General features: G+C 52.0%; 17 protein-coding genes. 6 read left to right on the top strand and 11 right to left on the bottom strand.

Annotation, left to right across the window (positions count from 1 at the left end; genetic code table 11):
- Window positions 1-167 precede the first annotated feature (167 nt).
- Window positions 168-1,349: a sialidase family protein gene (locus AAC022_RS03280; RefSeq protein WP_339727929.1), complete on the top strand. Its 1,182-nt coding sequence runs from the start codon at window positions 168-170 to the stop codon at window positions 1,347-1,349.
- 132 nt (window positions 1,350-1,481) lie between these two features.
- Here AAC022_RS03280 and AAC022_RS03275 read toward each other — a convergent pair whose 3' ends face one another.
- Window positions 1,482-3,203: an MFS transporter gene (locus AAC022_RS03275; protein ID WP_339727928.1), complete on the bottom strand. Its 1,722-nt coding sequence runs from the start codon at window positions 3,201-3,203 to the stop codon at window positions 1,482-1,484.
- A gap of 950 nt (window positions 3,204-4,153) precedes the next feature.
- Here AAC022_RS03275 and AAC022_RS03270 point away from each other — a divergent pair.
- Window positions 4,154-5,284, top strand: coding sequence for a zinc-dependent alcohol dehydrogenase family protein (locus tag AAC022_RS03270; RefSeq protein ID WP_339727926.1), 1,131 nt, complete (start codon window positions 4,154-4,156; stop codon window positions 5,282-5,284).
- Between the two features lie 22 nt (window positions 5,285-5,306).
- Here AAC022_RS03270 and AAC022_RS03265 read toward each other — a convergent pair whose 3' ends face one another.
- Window positions 5,307-6,164 (bottom strand): GDSL-type esterase/lipase family protein, encoded by an 858-nt coding sequence (locus AAC022_RS03265; RefSeq protein WP_339727923.1) that lies wholly within the window; start codon window positions 6,162-6,164, stop codon window positions 5,307-5,309.
- A gap of 558 nt (window positions 6,165-6,722) precedes the next feature.
- Here AAC022_RS03265 and AAC022_RS03260 point away from each other — a divergent pair.
- From AAC022_RS03260 to AAC022_RS03250, 3 genes are all read left to right on the top strand, one after another.
- Window positions 6,723-7,517 carry a hypothetical protein gene (locus AAC022_RS03260; protein ID WP_339727920.1) on the top strand — a complete coding sequence of 265 codons (795 nt, stop codon included), beginning with the start codon at window positions 6,723-6,725 and terminating at the stop codon, window positions 7,515-7,517.
- A gap of 159 nt (window positions 7,518-7,676) precedes the next feature.
- Window positions 7,677-10,838, top strand: a complete 3,162-nt coding sequence (locus tag AAC022_RS03255; protein ID WP_339727918.1) for a DUF1553 domain-containing protein — start codon at window positions 7,677-7,679, stop codon at window positions 10,836-10,838.
- 22 nt (window positions 10,839-10,860) lie between these two features.
- Window positions 10,861-12,321, top strand: coding sequence for a DUF1501 domain-containing protein (locus tag AAC022_RS03250; RefSeq protein WP_339727916.1), 1,461 nt, complete (start codon window positions 10,861-10,863; stop codon window positions 12,319-12,321).
- A gap of 253 nt (window positions 12,322-12,574) precedes the next feature.
- Here the strand turns inward: AAC022_RS03250 and AAC022_RS03245 are convergent, their stop codons facing one another.
- From AAC022_RS03245 to AAC022_RS03215, 7 genes are all read right to left on the bottom strand, one after another.
- Entirely contained in the window at window positions 12,575-13,159 is a 585-nt protein-coding gene (locus AAC022_RS03245; RefSeq protein ID WP_339727913.1) for a hypothetical protein, read from the bottom strand.
- A gap of 133 nt (window positions 13,160-13,292) precedes the next feature.
- The gene (locus AAC022_RS03240; protein ID WP_339727911.1) at window positions 13,293-13,580 is read right to left on the bottom strand and encodes a hypothetical protein; all 288 of its coding nucleotides are present in this window, start codon (window positions 13,578-13,580) and stop codon (window positions 13,293-13,295) included.
- Between the two features lies 1 nt (window position 13,581).
- The gene (locus AAC022_RS03235; RefSeq protein ID WP_339727909.1) at window positions 13,582-13,914 is read right to left on the bottom strand and encodes a YbjQ family protein; all 333 of its coding nucleotides are present in this window, start codon (window positions 13,912-13,914) and stop codon (window positions 13,582-13,584) included.
- 57 nt (window positions 13,915-13,971) lie between these two features.
- Window positions 13,972-14,367: a hypothetical protein gene (locus AAC022_RS03230; RefSeq protein ID WP_339727907.1), complete on the bottom strand. Its 396-nt coding sequence runs from the start codon at window positions 14,365-14,367 to the stop codon at window positions 13,972-13,974.
- Window positions 14,364-14,984 carry a hypothetical protein gene (locus AAC022_RS03225; protein WP_339727906.1) on the bottom strand — a complete coding sequence of 207 codons (621 nt, stop codon included), beginning with the start codon at window positions 14,982-14,984 and terminating at the stop codon, window positions 14,364-14,366. Before AAC022_RS03225 ends, AAC022_RS03230 begins: the two co-directional genes overlap by 4 nt.
- Window positions 14,956-15,390, bottom strand: a complete 435-nt coding sequence (locus tag AAC022_RS03220; RefSeq protein WP_339727904.1) for a hypothetical protein — start codon at window positions 15,388-15,390, stop codon at window positions 14,956-14,958. Before AAC022_RS03220 ends, AAC022_RS03225 begins: the two co-directional genes overlap by 29 nt.
- A 65-nt stretch (window positions 15,391-15,455) precedes the next feature.
- Window positions 15,456-15,956 carry a hypothetical protein gene (locus tag AAC022_RS03215; protein WP_339727903.1) on the bottom strand — a complete coding sequence of 167 codons (501 nt, stop codon included), beginning with the start codon at window positions 15,954-15,956 and terminating at the stop codon, window positions 15,456-15,458.
- Window positions 15,957-16,152: 196 nt separating this feature from the next.
- On the opposite strand from AAC022_RS03215, the gene AAC022_RS03210 reads away from it, so the two are divergent.
- A complete protein-coding gene (locus AAC022_RS03210; RefSeq protein WP_339727902.1) occupies window positions 16,153-17,016 on the top strand; it encodes a GntR family transcriptional regulator in 864 nt (287 codons plus the stop codon).
- Window positions 17,017-17,124: 108 nt separating this feature from the next.
- On the opposite strand, the gene queF is transcribed toward AAC022_RS03210, so the two are convergent.
- Both queF and AAC022_RS03200 read right to left on the bottom strand, forming a co-directional pair.
- Complete coding sequence (gene queF / locus AAC022_RS03205) at window positions 17,125-17,493, bottom strand: preQ(1) synthase (RefSeq protein ID WP_339727900.1); 369 nt, start codon at window positions 17,491-17,493, stop codon at window positions 17,125-17,127.
- 110 nt (window positions 17,494-17,603) lie between these two features.
- A complete protein-coding gene (locus AAC022_RS03200) occupies window positions 17,604-19,055 on the bottom strand; it encodes a DUF5009 domain-containing protein (protein ID WP_339727898.1) in 1,452 nt (483 codons plus the stop codon).
- Window positions 19,056-19,072: the final 17 nt, after the last annotated feature.

Below are 19,072 nucleotides of genomic sequence, written 5' to 3'. Positions count from 1 at the left end.
TGTCCCGTTATTCACGATTCACTTTTTCAGCCTTGTTCAACAGAAATCGTTGCAGCGGATTTCATTCCTCGCTAGGCTGAGAGACGGCGAGAGTCCATCAAAATGGCATCTCCTGTGAAAGCAACATTGCCCCCGAGTTCGAACATTCCGGAAATGAAGGACATCACATGTTACTGAAAGCCCCCGCTGCGACGACTCGAATCTTACTCCTCGCCGCGGCATTCAACTTCCTGATCAACACTGCTTTCGCTGCAGAACCACAACAACCCGGTTTCACAATTCCCTACGTTGACCTCAACGATGAAACGGATCGGCAAATCATCGTCGATCGGAAAGACGGACAATACCTGGGGCATCCCACGACTGTTCTGCTGGAAGACAATAAAACCATGCTCTGCGTTTATCCCAAAGGGCATGGTAAAGGGGGCATCGTCTACAAACGCTCCAACGACGCCGGTAAAACCTGGAGTGATCGTCTGCCAACTCCCGCATCCTGGGCGACCTCCCGCGAAGTTCCGACGCTGCATCGCGTCGTTGATGCGAATGGCATAAAACGAATCATCATGTTCTCCGGCCTTTATCCCACTCGCATGGCAGTCACCGAAGATGACGGTCAGACCTGGAGCGAACTCAAGCAGGTCGGCGACTGGGGCGGTATCGTCGTCATGGGTTGTGTCGAACCCCTCAAAACCGGTAAAGGTCATTACCTGGCGCTGTTTCATGACGATGGCCGCTTTATCTCAAAAGGTTCGAAACAGGAATCTCCGATCGCCTTCACTCTCTTTAAATCACTCTCTAAAGATGGCGGTTTAACCTGGTCCGACCCCCAGACCATTCACAAATCATCCGACGACCACATCTGCGAACCCGGCATCATTCGCTCTCCCAACGGCAAACAGTTAGCCGTCCTCCTGCGTGAAAACAGCCGCCGTCACAACTCACAAATCATCTTCTCCAATGATGAAGGGAAAACCTGGACCGCCCCTCGCGATCTTCCTGGCTCCCTGAACGGCGATCGCCATACCGGCAAATATGATCCCCTCAGCGGTCGACTGCTGATCTCCTTCCGCAGTAAAACCCCCAAAGGTCACACCGCGCCCACCGAAGGCGACTGGGTTGCCTGGGTTGGCACTTATGATGATCTCGTGAACGGCAAAGAAGGGCAGTACCATGTGCGACTGAAAGACAACACCAAAGGCGCCGACTGCGCTTACCCCGGCGTCGAAGTCCTCCCCGATGGCACCTACATCCTGACAACCTACGGCCACTGGAAAAAAGGCAAAGCCCCTTATATCTTAAGCATACGACTCAAACTCGCCGAACTGGACGCCCGCGCCAAAAGTAATTAAGCGTCTCCTTCCCGACAGGTTTCTAACTAACAAGGGTGGCCCCGAATGCAATTCGGGGTTGTCGCCAGACAACAGGAAATGGCAGAGCAAGCGTTCAAAGAAGAGAACGCTTTTCTTCTCCTTTCTCCCAGTCTATGACGATGCAGTCTCCAATTCTCCCCCCGCATCCGTTTCCACAACTAGAGTCTGAGACGGATCCACACCCAGCGATGCCACCCCGGCAATAAAGAACGCAATCGCACACGTAATAAACGCCATGTTCCAGTGATGTTCCACGCCTATCACCGCGATCATCAATGAAGGCGCCACAGCCGCCCCCAGATTCCCCCACATATTTCCCCAGCCTAAAACCGAGCCTACGTGCTTGCCAGCGATATCCTGGTTAAACGCCCACATGGCAGGCGAACCAAAATCGGTGGAAAACGCAACGATCGAAAACATAACCACTGCGACCCAGGGAGAGACATCCAGCATACACACCAGATACGCGGCCATCGCCGTAAATCGCGAGATCGCAATCGGCAGCACACGGCTCCAGCGCAGACTGATGCGTTTCATCAACCAGTCCGTCACTTTACCACCAGACAAAGTTCCAAGCCAACCAACCGCCAGCGCAATCGTCACCATCTTTCCTCGCTCTTCCAAAGGAACCTGATACGTCTCATCCAGGAATCGCGGCAACCAGGTTACCAGAAACAGCCAGCCCACATTCGTGCAGAATTGTGACAAAGAAAGCAGCCAGAGACTCTTGTTCCTTGTAATCGCCTTGAAAGGAATCCCGCCGATCTGTTTTGAGTGATCTTTGTCCTCATCCAGACGACCATGTTCAATCAGTTCCAGTTCCTGTTGGGAGCAGGACGGATGGGCGCGGGGATAATCGCGAATGATCCACCAGAAAATCGCCGCAATCAGGATTCCTACCATTCCATAGGAAATCATCATTTTCCGCCAGCCTTTTCCCTGCACTTTTCGTACATCGGAAGAATAGCGTGCTTCAAATAACAATCGATTCAACCGGGATTTCTGCTCAACATTCATTTCAGCAGGGCTCACATTCAACAGCTGTTCGGCCTGCTGATTGAGTGTTAACCCTTCGAAGTCTGCCGGATCATACAGCGTCTTTTCCAGCAAAATAGAATTCAAATTCGTAACAAAGTCGCCTTCCACCGCCGTGCCTGGCTCAATCTCCGGATCAGCAGCTGCTGCTTTCAGATATTCTCTATCTCCCGATGTAAGCTGTGAATAGATCTTCGTTTCAAAAACTTGTTTCTCGTCTAACCGATTGATAAATGTCTCTGCCAGGTTGTGTGGATTCATAATATCCCCGGATTTGAGATCCGAGGATTCCGACATCGGCACGAATGAGATAATCAGTAATGCAGTCAACACCGGAGCCAAAGCACCACCAATCCGTCCCCCGACAGTGACCATACTGCTGGCGAACCCGCGTTCCGTTAATGGCATCCACTTACTGACGATATTGGCACTCGTGGGATAGGCGCCTGCCTGGCTCAGTCCAAACCCCAGACGAAAAATCAGCAGCATGATAAAACCGGTCGCAAATCCCGTCAAAGCTGTGAACAGCGACCACATGAGAATATAGAACGTCAACATTTTCCGCGCACCAAAGCGGTCACTAAACCAACCGGAAGGCACCTGGCATAGCGCATAGGAAACAAAAAACGAACCGAGGAGAATGCCAATCTGCTGGTCGCTTAATCCCAGCTCATCCTTGATGAAGACCTCTGCGAAGGAAATGCAGAATCGGTCCAGATACAACAAAACCGCCATCAACATGCAGGCAAAAATGACGCGATAACGTACAAAAGAATTGGTCGGTTCCACACTGGCCATAAGTTTCTCAGCTTTCCTTCAAGGTCGGTGAGCAATTTTGATGCAGGAGTATAACAGCATACTGATATGAAAACGAGCGCCAACTCAAACGACAGAACAAATCTCAGTGCACACCCGCTGAACTTACTTCTTTATTAACAGCTTGACAGCATCCCGAAACGAAATAAACTTTGCGAAGCTTGCGTCGGGCGCGCGAGTCACAAATTCCCGGTTTGTTTTATCGCCCTCGGTTTTCAGCAGTTAGCGCAATTGAATCAAAATACAACACCCTATGAGAAATCGCTGGCTCTATGTTTTCCGACATCCGTTTCACTCAACAATGATAGAGTATACTGAAATTCGCCACTCGCTGAAGTTCACTCTCTTCACCTCGCATGTTCGTGAGCTATCAAAGGCGTTCACGACAACATCGATGAAGATCAGAAGGGTATCCCTGGTACTTCATGTGCTGTTCACAAGCAATCAAATAGGTACACATCGGGAACGACTCAAAATGAACTGGTTTGGGAAATCATATTCCGTAATATTTTTGCGGTCGCGAAATATGCAGCAAATTCACGCAAGATATTGAAACATCTTTGTACTTTAAAGAACGATAAAACAAGAACGAAGGGGTAAGCCCGAATGCAATTCGGGCCGAGCGCAGCGAGCAGGAAATGGACAGTTCGATTAACGTATCGTGATAAAATGAGCCATTCGGCTTGAAAATGATACTGGTATCAAATTCGGAAAAGTCCTCTGTCAGTTTTCCGTTGTCTTGCGACAACACCGAATTTCATTCGGTGCTACCCGATTACTCCTTGATCATATTTCTCCATACTCCACCTTGAATTCATAATTTTCATATCAGGCAAATGCTCACATATTGGATTTGCCATAATGCGAACAATCTGTCACGATGGTAAGCCACTGTCTCCAGGAACCAGATCACGACCTAAGGAACACTCCCCATGTTAACCAGAGCCGCCGTTCTTTACGAAATGGAAAAAACGACTCCCTATGCCGAGTCAAAACCGCTGGTCGTCGAAGAAGTCAACCTCGCCGATCCCGGCCCAGGGGAAGTCCTCGTCGAAATGGCGGGCGCCGGCCTCTGTCACTCCGACCTCTCTACCATCGATGGATCGCGTCCCCGCGTGATGCCGATGGTCATGGGCCACGAAGCCAGCGGCATCGTCCGCGAAGTCGGGCCCGGGGTGCACGATCTGAAACTTGATGACCACGTCGTTTTCTCCTTCGTCCCCCTCTGTGGTCACTGTCTCCCCTGCGCTACAGGTCGCCCCGCATTATGCGAACCCGGTGCGAAAGCCAACAGCGCTGGCACATTACTCTCCGGCCGTCGTCCCTTTCGCAGTCTGTCCGGTCAGGAAATCAACCATCACCTCGGCGTTGCCGCCTTTGCCGAACACACGGTCGTCGCCCAGGAATCGCTGATCAAGATCGATTCGCAACTCCCCCTCAGCACCGCCGCCCTGTTTGGCTGCGCCGTGATGACCGGCGTGGGTGCAGTCGTCAACACCGCGAGAGTCGAGCCTGGTTCTACCGTCGCCGTCTTCGGCCTTGGCGGCGTCGGCTTAAGTACCATTATGGGTGCCCGCGCCGCGGGTGCCGAAACCATTTTCGCCATCGATCTGCTGCCTGACAAACTCGAACTTGCCGCGAGTGTCGGTGCGACGCACCTGATCAACGCCGGCGAAGAAGACCCTGTCACCATGATCAAAGACATCATGAACGGCGTCGATTACGCCTTTGAAAGCGTCGGCAACGAACTGGTCTTGCAACAGGCCTATGCCGCCACCAAGCGAGGTGGCACCACCATCACCATCGGTCTGCCGCATCCGAACAAAATGTTCTCGATCCCCGCCGTCAGTCTGGTGGCAGAAGAACGCACCGTCAAAGGTTCCTACATGGGCTCAGCCGTTCCGCGACGCGATCTGCCCCGATTCATCGCCATGTATGAAGCAGGTCTACTCCCCGTCGACAAGCTCCTTTCACGGACCATCCAACTCGACGAAATCAACGCCGCCTTCGACGCCCTCGCCACCGGCGCCGCCGTCCGGCAGGTGGTGACGTTTGAGAAATAAAGTATGGAGAATTACTTTGAGATCAGTCAGACGAATAAGCCGACCCGATGATCCCCCAGACAACCTCTGTCATATCTAGATGTCCCGCCTGTGAAAGATGAATACTATCCAGCGTCGCATCCCCGCCAGCGATGATCGATAGAAACACCCGTTTCGGCACCAGCGCCACGTTATGCTTTCGCGCCAGGTCACGCTGAATACGCCCATAAGCATGATAAAACGGAGGCAGCGGCAGTTCGAGCATCACCAGCTGGCGGCTTGGCGCAGCCAGTTCCGATAACAGTGCATCCAGCTTCGTCTCAAACTGGGCCGCCGTCGTCGATCCCAGAATATCATTGCCACCAATTTCCAACAGTACCAACGGCGATTTGATCTCCGTCGCCGCCACTCGCTTCCGTGCCGAGGCAACCGTATCACCCACATGTGAAAGGTCCTGCACAGCAATGCCATGCTTCCGCTGCAGAATCCGCGGCCACGTTTCGGTATCCTCATCTCCCAGACCGGCCGTCACCGAATCCCCAATCACCGTCAGACTGCGCGATGCATCAGGCTCCACTCCCGGCGTCAGGTGATAAGGCACTTCCAGCATTAGCGCGACCAGCCAGACACCCATCACTGCATAAGCGGCTCCCCGACGCCATTTTTTCATGAAACCGGAACACACCCAGACCAGTGTCACCACGCCAGCGATACTATAAAACCACCAGGGCAGGGGAGTCGAAGAGACTGCGATCAAGATCATTCCCAACAGGACCGAAAGCACCATCACCCGCCGCGCCATGCGATTCTCACGCAATGACAACAGGGCCGCGAGGATGATCAGCACTACCCCCGAAAAGAAAGCCTGCCCCGAGACGATGTGATAGACGATCGGATTCACTGGTGATTCTCAATTGCTGTAACCATATGGATCCCCCTTCAGAAAGCGTTTGCCAGCTTTTCATAATAAATCACACATCATCTTCCTTCTGCAATGTACCATAATCGCGGCGTCGCACCACTGTTGTTTCGACGAATTCATGCTCTTCCGATTTTGAAACGACCTCTTCAGTTTCCGATGGTTTTGATTCATACTTCTATCTCAGTGACGCAGCACAGGTTCGATGGTTCTCTTGTAGTCAAAAATTCTTCAAACATAAAAATAAAGGGTAGGCCCGAATGCAATTCGGGCCGAGCGCAGCGAGCAGGAAAATGTCAGTTCGACTCACCTTCCAGAGCAACATTGCCAACCCCAATGGAATACAATCATTGACGATGATAATTTCCAATGACTTTCACAGACAGTTTCCTGTTGTCTATGACAACACCGAATTTCATTCGGTGCTACCCAACTGTGAAATCTACTTTACACTCAGAGATTCCTGATCTAAAATCGATCTGACAACAATACTTTGAATGTGTTCCCAACAGATTTTTCCAGTAAAGATCCGCTAAGACGATGCCGGACCCTGACTTTCAACTCACAGCCGACTTCTATTTCCCTTCGGAAAACTGTCCCTCGCTCGATGTGCAGGAGGTCGTGAGGCTGCTCGAATCGCGCATCCCCACAGTCACAATTGACTTTGAACGCGGGCGGCAGCAGGTTCTGGCAAACATTGACCGTCTCAAATCATTGAGTACGCCGGAAATCATCTACTGCGGCGAGTATCAGCTCGTGGACCGTACAATCTATGTGGAAATCCCCGTACCCGAACGTTCAGAAAAACTTGTGGGGTATACGTCAGGCTTCAACTACTACGATGGCTGTCTCGGTCTTGAGTGCCAGCCGTTCGACACGGAGGCACTCAAGCGGGGAGCCATATTTGCTGCCAAATCATTGGGGCTTGACCTTTCGCTTATGACTTCCGACTACCATGAGATTGGCATCCTCTTTAAACCCGGTAAGGTAACGCCACCAGACTTGATCGCCGAGCGCTATGCCGATTTAGTGGCTGTCTCCGATGTTCGCTCTGTCACTGATGACTGGCAATCGCGGCTGGAGACCGCCTGCACTAACTGGCTGAACACGCATCCGACTGAGCAGACGGCACAGCGCTGGCGGTCTGTCATCACAGATGGACACAGTCTGGCCCGGTCACTGATCCATCGCCTGACCTCGATGGGAACGGTTCGCGAAGCCAGCATCATCGACTTTGACCGTGAATTCTGGCATCATTGTCTGGCCCTTGACTATGACGAGTGGAGTGGCCTGGTCAATTTATCCGGACTTCCAAAACCACTACTTGATCTTTGAAAACCACGCAAGAAATTGGAAGGCGACGACCATTCCCTGATCCCAAAATCGGATTTCTCCCAATCCGCAAGTGACATTCACTCCCATGCCTGCTAATATTTAATATACTTTATATATTAGCACCCTCGTTCGTATTCCTTCCCCGTCAAGAGTGGGTCCATGCCTCAACTGTTACGGAAATCGGTCACGCCATTACTACTGGTCCTCAGCCTGACCAGCATGCTTTACTCCCCGATTTTGAAAGCCACCACTGAGGAAAAACCAGAGCAGGATCGCATCGAATTCAATCGCGACATCCGCCCGATTCTCTCCGAAAAGTGCCTGCATTGTCACGGTCCTGATCCCGCGACCCGCGAAGCTGATCTGCGGCTCGATGATCCAACCGATGTCCGCCGGCCTCGTGACGATTATTCGATTATCAATCTCAAGCAACCCGTCAACAGTGAACTGCTCAAACGACTGTTGACCAGCGACACCGATCTCAAAATGCCTCCCGCCGATTCGGGGAAGGAAATCTTCCCACAGGAAATCAAACTCATCCAGCGCTGGATCGAGCAGGGGGCTGAATACCAGCAGCACTGGTCCTTTATCCCGCCAGGCAGACCGGAACTTCCTGCAGTCAAAGATCAAAGTTGGACACAGTCTCCCATTGACCGTTTCGTGCTCGCCCGTCTGGAACGCGAAGGTTTAAAACCATCGCCCCGCGCCGAGAAAGCCACCCTCTGTCGGCGTCTCTCCTTCGACCTGACCGGCCTGCCACCGACTCTGGCTGAACTGGATGCATTCCTCAACGACGATTCTCCCCACGCCTATGAAAAACTGATCGACCGTCTGCTCGCGTCACCGCATTACGGCGAACATCGGGCCCGTTACTGGCTCGACGCCGCCCGCTACGCCGACACCAGCGGCTATTTCACCGATGACGAATGGCAGATGTGGCGCTGGCGGGACTGGGTCATCAACGCCTTCAACGACAACAAACCCTTCGATCAATTCACCATCGAACAGCTGGCCGGCGATCTGCTCCCCAATCCCACACAAGACCAGCTCATCGCCACCGGCTTCAATCGCAATCATATGACCACGCAGGAAACGGGGATCATCGACGAAGAATACCGCGTCGAATACGTGGTCGACCGCCTTGATGCCACGTCCACCGTCTGGATGGGTCTCACCATGGGCTGTGCCCGCTGTCACGATCACAAGTACGATCCGATTTCCCAGAAAGAGTTCTATCAGCTCTTCGCCTTCTTTAATAACAGCCCCGAAACCGGCAACACCGGAACTGCGGGCAACGCGAAACCAATTCTGAAAATCCCCTCAGACATGTATCTGGCTCAAGAACAACAACTCAAAGATCAAGTGGCGACGCTTGAACAGCAACACAAACAACGCGAACAAGATCTGACAAAACAGCAGGCTGAATGGGAAATCCGGGTCCTGAAAGGCCTCAAGCCCCCTTCCAACGATCAATTAATTCTGCATTACCCACTCGACGATTTCACACAAAACAACACGCTTAAACTGGTCGGCGACCCCGAATCCGTCTCTGGCTTTATCGGGCAGGGCGTGAAATTCGACGGTACCACTCTCCTGGAAAGCAGCACGCCCCTGGCATTGGATCGCAACACGCCGTTTACCATCGCAGCCTGGATCAATCCCGCATCCGGCGGCCCAGCCTGTCTGCTTTCGAAAAATGACGACCGCAGCCAACTCCGTGGCTTCGACATCATGCTCCGCAAAGGCAAACTCGCCGTTCACCTGATTCACAAATGGAACATCAACGCGATTCAAGTCGTCACCGACAACAAACTCAAAACCGGTCGCTGGCAACATCTGCTCGTCACCTACGACGGTTCATCCACCGCCGCCGGTGTTCGCATCTATTTTAACGGCACGCCGCAGGCCACATCCGCTCCCTTTGACAGTTTGACCGACAGCATCACGACACAGGAACCATTCCGTATCGGCCGCCGCAGCACCAGTGCCTTTTATAAAGGTTCGATCGACGACATACGTATTTTTCAGCGAACACTCTCTCCTGAAGAAGCCCGCCAGCTCGCCGACTATCAGTTCCTGAGCACCACACTTTCCGTTCCCACTGAAAAACGAACCAATCAGCAACAGCAGGCACTCCGCAACTACTTCCTCAACACCGCCGCCCCCAAGCGATTTCAAACGGCAGAACGCGACCTGCAAAGCATGCGCAGCAAACTGGCGGCGCACCAGAAAAACATCCCTACCTCAATGATCATGCAGGAAAACGAAACATCACGCGACACTTTCATCCTGCTGCGCGGCGTTTATAACAAACAGGGCGAAAAAGTCACCGCCAGTGTTCCCGCCGCCTTACCCAGCTTCACCAACGAACTGCCTACCAATCGGCTCGGCCTCGCCCGCTGGCTGACCAGTCCCGAACATCCCCTCACAGCCCGCGTCTATGTGAATCGACTCTGGCAGCAGATCTTCGGCGTTGGTCTGGTCAAAACCGTCGGCGACTTCGGCTCTCAAGGAGAGTGGCCCAGCCACCCCGAACTGCTCGACTGGCTGGCCGTCGAATTTCAGGAGAGCGGCTGGGATATAAAACACCTCATCAAACAAATTGTCCTCTCCGCGACTTACCAGCAATCTTCACGTGTCACCGACGAATTATACGAACGCGATCCGGAAAATCGACTATTAGCCCGCGGTCCGCGGTTTCGCCTCGACGCTGAAACCGTCCGCGACAACGCCCTCCAGATCAGCGGCTTGCTTATCGCAAAGCAGGGGGGACCGAGCGTCAAACCGTATCAGCCCGCCGGTCTCTGGGAAGCCGTCTCCTATGACGGCGATGTCACGTATCAACAGGACACCGGCGACGGACTCTACCGCCGCAGTCTCTACACCTACTGGAAGCGCCAGAGCCCGCCCCCCGGCCTGATGGCCTTCGATGCGCCGACCCGCGAAACCTGCACCGTGAATCGTCCCCGGACGAACACGCCGCTGCAGGCACTCGTATTGATGAACGATCCGACCTACCTCGAAGCGGCACGTATCCTTGCAGAACAGACTTTGAAAAAACATTCTACCGAATTGAAACGTATCCAGTTCGCGTTCCGTTCCGCCACCAGTCGCATGCCCAACAAATTCGAACAGAGTGTCTTACATCAAATATTGACTCAACAATTAAACGTGTATCAAAACAGCCCAGCAGTAGCCAGAAAACTTCTGCAGGTCGGCGAAACTCGTGTTGACAAAACCATTTCACCAGCCGAACTGGCCGCCTGGACGATTGTCACCAACACGATTTTCAACATGGATGAAACCGTCACCAAACAATAATCGACGCCCCACAGGAACCGTCATGCAACTCGATTTAACAGCACTCCAACAGGAATTTACCCGCCGGCAGTTCTTCCGCCAGAACGCGACCGGCATCGGTGCTGCTGCTTTGGGTTCGCTGCTCAACCCCCAGTTATTCGCCAATGAATCAAAGTCGAACACGGATTCCACTCAGCCGTCGCATTTTCCGGGCAAAGCCAAACGTGTGATCTACCTTTTCATGCACGGCGGCCCTTCGCAGATGGAACTCTTCGACTATAAACCGCGTCTTAAAGCGTTAAACACGACGCCGCTCCCCGATTCGGTCCGCGGCGATCAGCGACTGACCGGCATGACCTCGAACCAGAAGTCGTTCCCCATCGCCGCCCCCAATCAATTCCGGTTCCAGCAGCACGGCGAGAGTGGCACCTGGGTCAGCGATGCACTCCCGCACTTTGCACGCGTCATCGACGATGTCTGCGTGATCAAATCAATGCACACCGAAGCCATTAATCACGATCCCGCCGTCACGCTAATGCAGACCGGCCACCAGCAACCGGGGCGTCCCAGTTTCGGCGCCTGGTCGAGTTACGGCTTAGGCAGTGAAAATCAGAACCTGCCCTCCTTTGTGGTGCTGATTTCCGATGGCAGCGCGTCGCGTCCCGCTGATCCCCTCTATGCCCGCTTATGGGGCACCGGTTTTCTCCCTTCGAATCATCAGGGCGTCAATTTCCGCAAGAGTGGCGACCCGGTACTCTATCTCTCGAATCCCCCCGGCATCGACGCCACCAGCCGCCGCCGCATGCTGGATGGTTTAGCGCAACTCAACCAGCGGCAGTTCGAAACGTACCGCGATCCAGAAATTCGTACCCGTATCAAGCAATACGAAATGGCGTATCGTATGCAGACCTCGGTCCCCGATCTGACCGACCTCTCCGAAGAAACCGATCAGACTTTCAAACTGTACGGCGAAGCCTCCCGCAAACCGGGCACCTACGCCGCCAATTGCCTGCTGGCTCGCAGAATGGCGGAGCGGGGCGTGCGGTTTATTCAACTGTACCATCGTGGCTGGGATCAGCATTACAACCTGCCCAGCGACCTCCGCCTGCAGTGTGGTGACATCGATCAGCCAACCGCGGCACTCTTAACCGATCTTAAACAACGCGGTTTATTAGACGACACGCTGATCGTCTGGGGCGGCGAATTCGGCCGCACGATCTACAGCCAGGGCACCCTCACCAGCACCGATTACGGCCGTGACCATCACGGCCGTAGCTTTACCATGTGGCTGGCCGGCGGCGGTATCAAGGCCGGCATCTCCTATGGTGCAACCGACGACTTCTGTTACAACATCACCGACAACCCGGTCCACGTTCACGATCTGAATGCCACACTACTGCACTGCATGGGCCTCAATCACGAACGGCTGACCTATAAACATCAAGGCCGCGACTACCGCCTGACCGACGTCCACGGCACCGTGATTGACAAAATCCTCGCATGAACGATGTGCCGATCCCATCTCAGCAAATATAGGGGTAGACCCATGTGTCTACCCGTGGTATCGATGTGTTATTTTTGCAGATGGTCGAATGATTTCTTTGCCCCACCGGAACGAGTAATCATTCACAAAATCGCGAGGCGGGCGGACACATGGGTCCGCCCCTACACTATTTCGCCCGATCGATTCATACCCATTGATGGCATACCCTGTCAGTTTCCTGCTGTCTTCCGACAACACCGAATTGCATTCGGTGCTACCCGCTTTGATTTTCTTCATCGGACCACTCACGCAAATCCACATTCACCCCGCCGTAATCCAGCTTTCGTACAGCAGGATAGCCGATCTGTTCTTCGATTATGTCCAGTGATTTCGAAAAGCAGCCGTCTCCTGGGCACATTGATCTCATAATCTCCTCGTCGGTTTCCAGAATCCATTCCTGTTGATCCATACAGGTATCGCGAAACAACGCAATGGTGCGTTTCAGTGATTGCATCGCACTGGTTGTGCCTCTGAAATCTCGATGTTCCTGTTCCCACTGTTCTCCCACATCCAGAGGAAAGATCCAGATTTCCGGGACTTTCATGCAGGTGATGGATTCATTCCAAAGGCTTACCAGTGAATATTCTCTCCCTTGCAGTTCAGACACAATTTCGTCGAGGGGACGTCTGCCTCCACGTCGTATCAGGGCTTTCTCTGCCCGTCGTTGATTCCATGACATCTTGAGCAACAGACCAATGATCACAGCAGCAAAGGCAGCTAACACAAATAATGCGGTATATCCCAAGGCCAAAATCAGAGGCTCTAGAAATTCGGCGACCTGGATAAGCACATTCCTCATTCGTAATGCCATCCAAAAACACAATATGATTCCAGCTTCATGACCTTTTCAAGCCTTTGCACATTTTTACTGTCATTTTCCTGTTGTCTCACGACAACACCGAATTGCATTTGGTACCACCCGGTGACCTTTTTCAAAATCGATGTAGTTCAATAAATGACGCGATTTTTCGTACCAGTTTTTCCGCGGACTTCGTTTTCGCAACCACCATATAGCCCGACCAGAAATCCCATTCCAGGCCGACCATTTTTCTCTGGTGTTGGAACTCCTGAAACAGTACATCCGGGCTGCTCACCTGTTCTCCCACGGGTTCCAGTTGAAACTGGTCCACAACGATTTGTGTGATCTTTTGATACATGTCGGCTTCGATTTCAAAAAACTGAATCGTCAGCCGGTGGCTGGCATCCCGGTGTTTTTGCATCTCACTCAGGCTCTATCACGACTGCGGTGCCATAACACAGGACCTCGGTCGCCGATCCCTTACTGACCACTTCCGAGGCATCGTAGCGCAAACCGACAATCGCATTCGCCCCCAGCTCCCGGGCATGTGCGAGTAAACGATCATAGGCCTGCTGCCGGGCCTGTTCGCACATTTCGGCGTAGGCACCAATCTGGCCTCCCACGATATTCTTCAACCCACCCATAAATCCCTGCGCAATCGTCGGCGACCGGACAATGATGCCTCTAACCACGCCTTTATACTCTTTGATCTTGTATCCTTCGATCGTAAACGTCGTCGTGACCTGCATACTCATGGGGTTTCTTTCTGATTCAGGATTTCATTTCACTGCAAACGAATCCAAGGTGATATTCTAGCGACGAAGCTTCTCTAAATACTCTTGATACGCTGATGTCGCTTGGTCGGAAGTAATTACGTATTGTTCCACATTAATTTTGACGAATTCGTTTCTTTTGAGCCATTTCAAGCCTTTCTCAGCAGACTGAAATAGTCCCCCTTTCGACTGGTAGACACGCTCAATACTTTCAAGAAAGCAAGCAGCAATCCGGATTTGATTCTCCTTGCAAGTAATCACACCATGCTGTGCCAGCTTTGTCAACGTCTTTGAAAGTTCCAGCTCTGTTGGAATGGCATGATTAATAGCATCCGCTGCTCCAATAATATCACTGAGTGCACCATCCGTTTTTTGGTTCGCAGCATAAATTGACATCAGAATCCAGCCGTCTCTCCAACTCCAAATGTGATTCATGAATCTGATTCCTGATCCGCTTTCGGCGGGAAACGAATCGTTTTGATGTACTCGCGCATGATCAACGGCAATTCTGTCATCTCATCTGCAATCTCATATGAAACTCGCCACCATTCACCATCTCGATTGATAAACAGGTCATACACTGAAAAGGCAGGGGCGTCGAACGTATCTGTCCTCAATACATACATCCTTTCATAGGCAGGAAATCCCTGAAATTCGACACGGACAGAATCGGATATTTGTTCTGTCTGCGGCGGATCTATCAGCTTACAGCGGAAGTTGGCTCTTTGATAACGTCTCGATATCCCTTCACGCGGGACAACACTCAATCTGGAAACTTCCTGATGGTACTCCATGTTCAGATTCGAATCCCAATTTGGCGGGGCAACGAAAGAGAGCCCCGAGGGATGGAAAATTCGGTTTTCCTCACGTGGTGACGTCTTGGGAATTGTCCTTCCAATTGGCCCCTTGAAATTACGTGTCATGTCAACATAAACTATGAACAACACCGTGAGGATGCACAATACAATCAGCAATTCGATCTTTGTGAATCCTTTTAATTTCGTCACAAACAGAACTTCCCACTTACTCTCGCGAATCAGCCGACGGTACATCCACCTTCGTCGTCCCGGAAATAATTTTGTCAGAAACCAAGAATAAGCCCGTAGCGTTCGGCCCTCGATTTCCTTCCGCGGGCTGCCAGTTCTTCACGATCGTTTTCCCATCGCTGCTTGTAAACGTGGTCTGAAACTGAAGAGGTTCACCCTCTGCGAAAGGAACGGTCACAATCGCGATCACGTGTTTTGGAAAACGGGCATCAACGTCGATTGCGTCGACCGCCCCTGAAGGCAGCGTTTTTGTCACCTCTTTCAGATCCAGCTCCCGATACAAACTGTGGACGGCTCCGTTATTCTCCGTGACTTCAAAGGGTTCTATTTTCCTGTCTTTTTTGGATTGTTGGTTAAATCGTACCAGAGCGATGACAATCACAATTAGCACCAGTTTCACAACAGTTCGCATGAAAAGTTTCTCCCCATGACTTCCTCGCCGGGAAGTTCAAGTAATGTGTTGCCTCACACTTTTAATTACGTACTCGTACGAGTGGTACGCGGCTGAAACAGTCGCCGCCAACCAGAGTGAATACACCAGGCGATTCCCAGCGACAGAGAAACATGAATCGCTAAAATGATCAGTTTTATAACATGAAATTGAGATTGGACATAAAGGGAAACGATCGTCCATCGCGGCCATATCCGATTCAAGTCGACTTGTAATCGACCATTTTCTGGTACGACCTGAAGCAGGGAAATCAGACTGAATACAATAAAAAACCAGAGCCAGAAGCGTGAGATCCTGATACTCCCAAAGAACGCAGTGAAAAGTCCAAAACCGCAGGCCAGCGCAAACGTTAGCCAAAGCATGAATGATTTCATTCGCTCTTCAGGCCAGGTCAGATCTGTTTCAAGCTGTAACAGGCCCAGGAACATAAACGCATAGGCCAGAAAAACATATGAGCCAACAAAGCCAATTGCTGCCCACCCGATTTTGGGTTGTATTCCTTCAGACTGAGTCTCTGTAACCGTCATCGTTTTACTTTCTCTTCAAACCCCCACTCATCTTCACCTGACTCCATCTTCTCATACTATCCAGTTGAACACAAGGCTTGCTTTGATTCGCTGGCCATGCTTTTCTGGTGCAGTCAGTAAGATGCCAGCCCTCAGTTTACATTGTCGCCAATATCATTTATGATTTGCCAGACGAAAATCACACCGAGGGACACCGATGCAGATTTTGACACTCACGAATTACATCAAAGCCGATCTGATCGCCCGGCTGTCGCGCGCCGAGTTGCCGCCCGAATCTCTGACGCTGGCTGCGCTCTCCGATCATTACCAGGTGAGCGTCACCCCTATTTATCATGCGATCAATCAACTGATTGAAGCCGGTTATCTGTATCGCGAAAAGAACCGGCGGCTGCATGTCAACGAGGAGAAGATCGGCGACGCACAAACTGCCGCTCTAACACCTCAGCCTGCGCCCCCGGAAGATCATTTCAAGCGTATTACGGACGACCTGCTGACGATGAGCCTGAACGGCGAATCGCTGTTTTTGCGCGAAGCCGCTTCCGCGAAAAAGTATGGCATCAGCCGCACCAGTCTGCGAAACATGTTTAATCGACTGGCCGGAGATGGTGTGCTGGAACACGTGCCGCGGCGGGGCTGGAAACTGCGGTCCTTTAACCAGCACGATCTCGATGCCTTTATCGAAGTCCGCGTGGTGCTTGAACTGAAGTCGCTTGAGCTGGCGAAAGGGAGCCTCGACAAACAGGTCCTCGAAAAAATCCTGGCCGGCAATCAGGTGCCGAAAACCGATGACGAACTACTGCAAATCGACAACAGTCTGCATGAATATTTGATTAAACAGTCGGACAACTATTACATCATCAGTTTCTTTGACCGGCACGGCCGTTATTTCGATCTGCTGTTCCTCTGGGAATCGAACGACCGGGAAGCCGCGATTCAGGAGATCCAGCAACACCAGCGTATCCTTGCCGCGCTGATCAACGAAGACTGGAAAACGGCTCGCAAAGAACTCGAACTGCATCTCCGCAGCAATCACCCCGTGCTGTCACAGTTGAAACGCTGAGCTAATGCTTTGTCAAGCTAGAAACTGAGGGTTGGGGGTGTTGTTTACGTGCTCCGTTGTCGCACTCTCGTGATATCTATCAACCCCAAATTTAAAAATGACGCTCCACTAATCTACATCTTTTGAATGCGTCACGGTAATCGTACTGCTGATGCCGCCGCGAGGTGTAAACTCGGCTCGCAGTTCCAGCCAGCGGGGATCGGTGACGGCGATCAGGTCATCCAAAATTCGATTGGTCACGTCTTCATAAAACGCACCCACGTTACGATAGCTCTGCAGATAGAGCTTGAGTGACTTGAGTTCGAAACAGACCTGATCCGGGATGTAGGTGATGATCAGCGTGCCAAAATCAGGTTGACCCGTTTTAGGACAGACTGAGGTGAACTCCGGGCAGACCGTTTCCATAACGTAATCACGATTCGGATACGGGTTCTCAAAAGTTTCCAACAGATCGCGGGGAGATTCGGTTTCGCTCATGGTGGTTTGTTTCTGTATAAGATAACGGTGCGTAACAAATTTGTGACCGTGTTCTATAAGGATTCCGCGGCCCGTTCAAGCATCAGCACGACAATTCGCCTCAAAACCAGTCAAATCTTGACAAAGATCCGCTGCAGATACATCCACAGACAAATCAGCCACAGCACAAACAAGACGGTCGCGGAAATCGCGATCGGAGCGTAAGGGCAATCCGCGCTGAACAGCGAGCCAGCGACCGACCAGCCCGTCGCTTCATCGAGCGTTGTCAGATGAATCTTGAGCGATTTCTGAACCCAGGGGCGAATCAACTGGGCCATACAGTACATGGCGATCGAATTCATGCCGACCACCACAAACGGAAACGCCCATTTTTTATAACCTTTGACGTCAATGATCCAGTAAAAGACCGCCAGAAACCAGAACGCCCAGCCCGCACTGAAGATGGCCCAGCCGGGGGACCAGATCCGTTTCACTATCGGCACCAGATGCCATTCCCACTGTTCCATAGTCACCGGCCAGATCGACGTATCGAGCAGCATCGAAATCACAAAACAGACGAGCCCCGCCTGCAGCAGCCATTTGACTTTCATTTTTTCGATGCGATTCGAAATTAAGAGTTGCCCCGCCATCAATCCAAACAGCATGGTCGCGATCGACGGAATGAAGTTCAACGTCTGATAGCCACCGTTATTCACCCAGAAGGTATCGCCCTGATCGGGATCGTCGTTGGGATCATCATAGCGGGGGAACTGATTCAAAAACTGTCGATCGACGGCCGCTGCGGCGTTGGTATGTTTATTCCAGGCACTGCCAACCCCTTCAAACTGCGACCATTCCGCTTCGTCTTTGTGTTTGACTTCCGTAAGATAGGATTTGACGGCCGTCAATTCGTCTTCAACGGGCATGTACTGATAGAAAAAGAACCAGTAGCCGCCCAGAATCGTCACCACGCCGATGAGTTGCGTCGCAAATGACCGGTTCACATAAAAGAAGACCACGAGATATCCCAGGCCGATCTGACATAACACATTCGCAAATGTGAAATTCGTCTGCGGGCTGTACTGTGACGACAAAAAGACACCCAACGCCACCAACAGCACCGCGCGAAAGATCGCATGCGACCAGATGCGGAGTGTTGAATCTCCCTTTTGGTTCCGTTTTCGGACAGAGAAGGGCATCGACACACCGACCATGAACATGAAGGAAGGCTGGATCAGGTCCCAGAACGCGGTCCCCGTCCATTCGACATGACTCAGCTGATACGAGAGTGTCTGCCAGAGGTACTTCCACGAGAATTCCCACTGGGTGCCGTTATACTGATCTAGAATTTCCGGTGAATTGCGGACCGCACTGGCAATCGCCAGACCGCCGGAGGCCATCGCCAGCATCACGAACCCGCGATAGGCGTCCAGTGACACCAGACGCTGGTTGGGATTCGGTTTCTTCTGCTGCTCTTGTTTCTGAACCGTTTCCAGGGGAGGGGTGATCGGTTTTTCAGGAATCTTCTGCAAAGGGATTGTTTCCGGTATTTGCGAGTCTGAATCGGGATTATTTTGCGACATCTGATTTACCGATGATC

Source organism: uncultured Gimesia sp. (genome assembly GCF_963976445.1).
Lineage (GTDB): Bacteria > Planctomycetota > Planctomycetia > Planctomycetales > Planctomycetaceae > Gimesia.
Note: the sequence above shows the minus strand (reverse complement) of the source record. Positions and strands in the feature narration are given on the sequence as shown.

What these genes read in the sequence shown, in the direction of transcription:
- AAC022_RS03280 (WP_339727929.1), top strand. Translation starts at nt 168, where the DNA reads ATGTTACTGAAAGCCCCCGCTGCGACGACTCGAATCTTACTCCTCGCC.
- AAC022_RS03200 (WP_339727898.1), bottom strand. Translation starts at nt 19,055, where the DNA reads ATGTCGCAAAATAATCCCGATTCAGACTCGCAAATACCGGAAACAATC.
- AAC022_RS03225 (WP_339727906.1), bottom strand. Translation starts at nt 14,984, where the DNA reads ATGTACCGTCGGCTGATTCGCGAGAGTAAGTGGGAAGTTCTGTTTGTG.
- AAC022_RS03260 (WP_339727920.1), top strand. Translation starts at nt 6,723, where the DNA reads ATGCCGGACCCTGACTTTCAACTCACAGCCGACTTCTATTTCCCTTCG.
- AAC022_RS03235 (WP_339727909.1), bottom strand. Translation starts at nt 13,914, where the DNA reads ATGAGTATGCAGGTCACGACGACGTTTACGATCGAAGGATACAAGATC.
- AAC022_RS03255 (WP_339727918.1), top strand. Translation starts at nt 7,677, where the DNA reads ATGCCTCAACTGTTACGGAAATCGGTCACGCCATTACTACTGGTCCTC.
- AAC022_RS03230 (WP_339727907.1), bottom strand. Translation starts at nt 14,367, where the DNA reads ATGAATCACATTTGGAGTTGGAGAGACGGCTGGATTCTGATGTCAATT.
- queF (WP_339727900.1), bottom strand. Translation starts at nt 17,493, where the DNA reads ATGAGCGAAACCGAATCTCCCCGCGATCTGTTGGAAACTTTTGAGAAC.
- AAC022_RS03270 (WP_339727926.1), top strand. Translation starts at nt 4,154, where the DNA reads ATGTTAACCAGAGCCGCCGTTCTTTACGAAATGGAAAAAACGACTCCC.
- AAC022_RS03215 (WP_339727903.1), bottom strand. Translation starts at nt 15,956, where the DNA reads ATGACGGTTACAGAGACTCAGTCTGAAGGAATACAACCCAAAATCGGG.
- AAC022_RS03220 (WP_339727904.1), bottom strand. Translation starts at nt 15,390, where the DNA reads ATGCGAACTGTTGTGAAACTGGTGCTAATTGTGATTGTCATCGCTCTG.
- AAC022_RS03240 (WP_339727911.1), bottom strand. Translation starts at nt 13,580, where the DNA reads ATGCAAAAACACCGGGATGCCAGCCACCGGCTGACGATTCAGTTTTTT.
- AAC022_RS03275 (WP_339727928.1), bottom strand. Translation starts at nt 3,203, where the DNA reads ATGGCCAGTGTGGAACCGACCAATTCTTTTGTACGTTATCGCGTCATT.
- AAC022_RS03250 (WP_339727916.1), top strand. Translation starts at nt 10,861, where the DNA reads ATGCAACTCGATTTAACAGCACTCCAACAGGAATTTACCCGCCGGCAG.
- AAC022_RS03245 (WP_339727913.1), bottom strand. Translation starts at nt 13,159, where the DNA reads ATGAGGAATGTGCTTATCCAGGTCGCCGAATTTCTAGAGCCTCTGATT.
- AAC022_RS03210 (WP_339727902.1), top strand. Translation starts at nt 16,153, where the DNA reads ATGCAGATTTTGACACTCACGAATTACATCAAAGCCGATCTGATCGCC.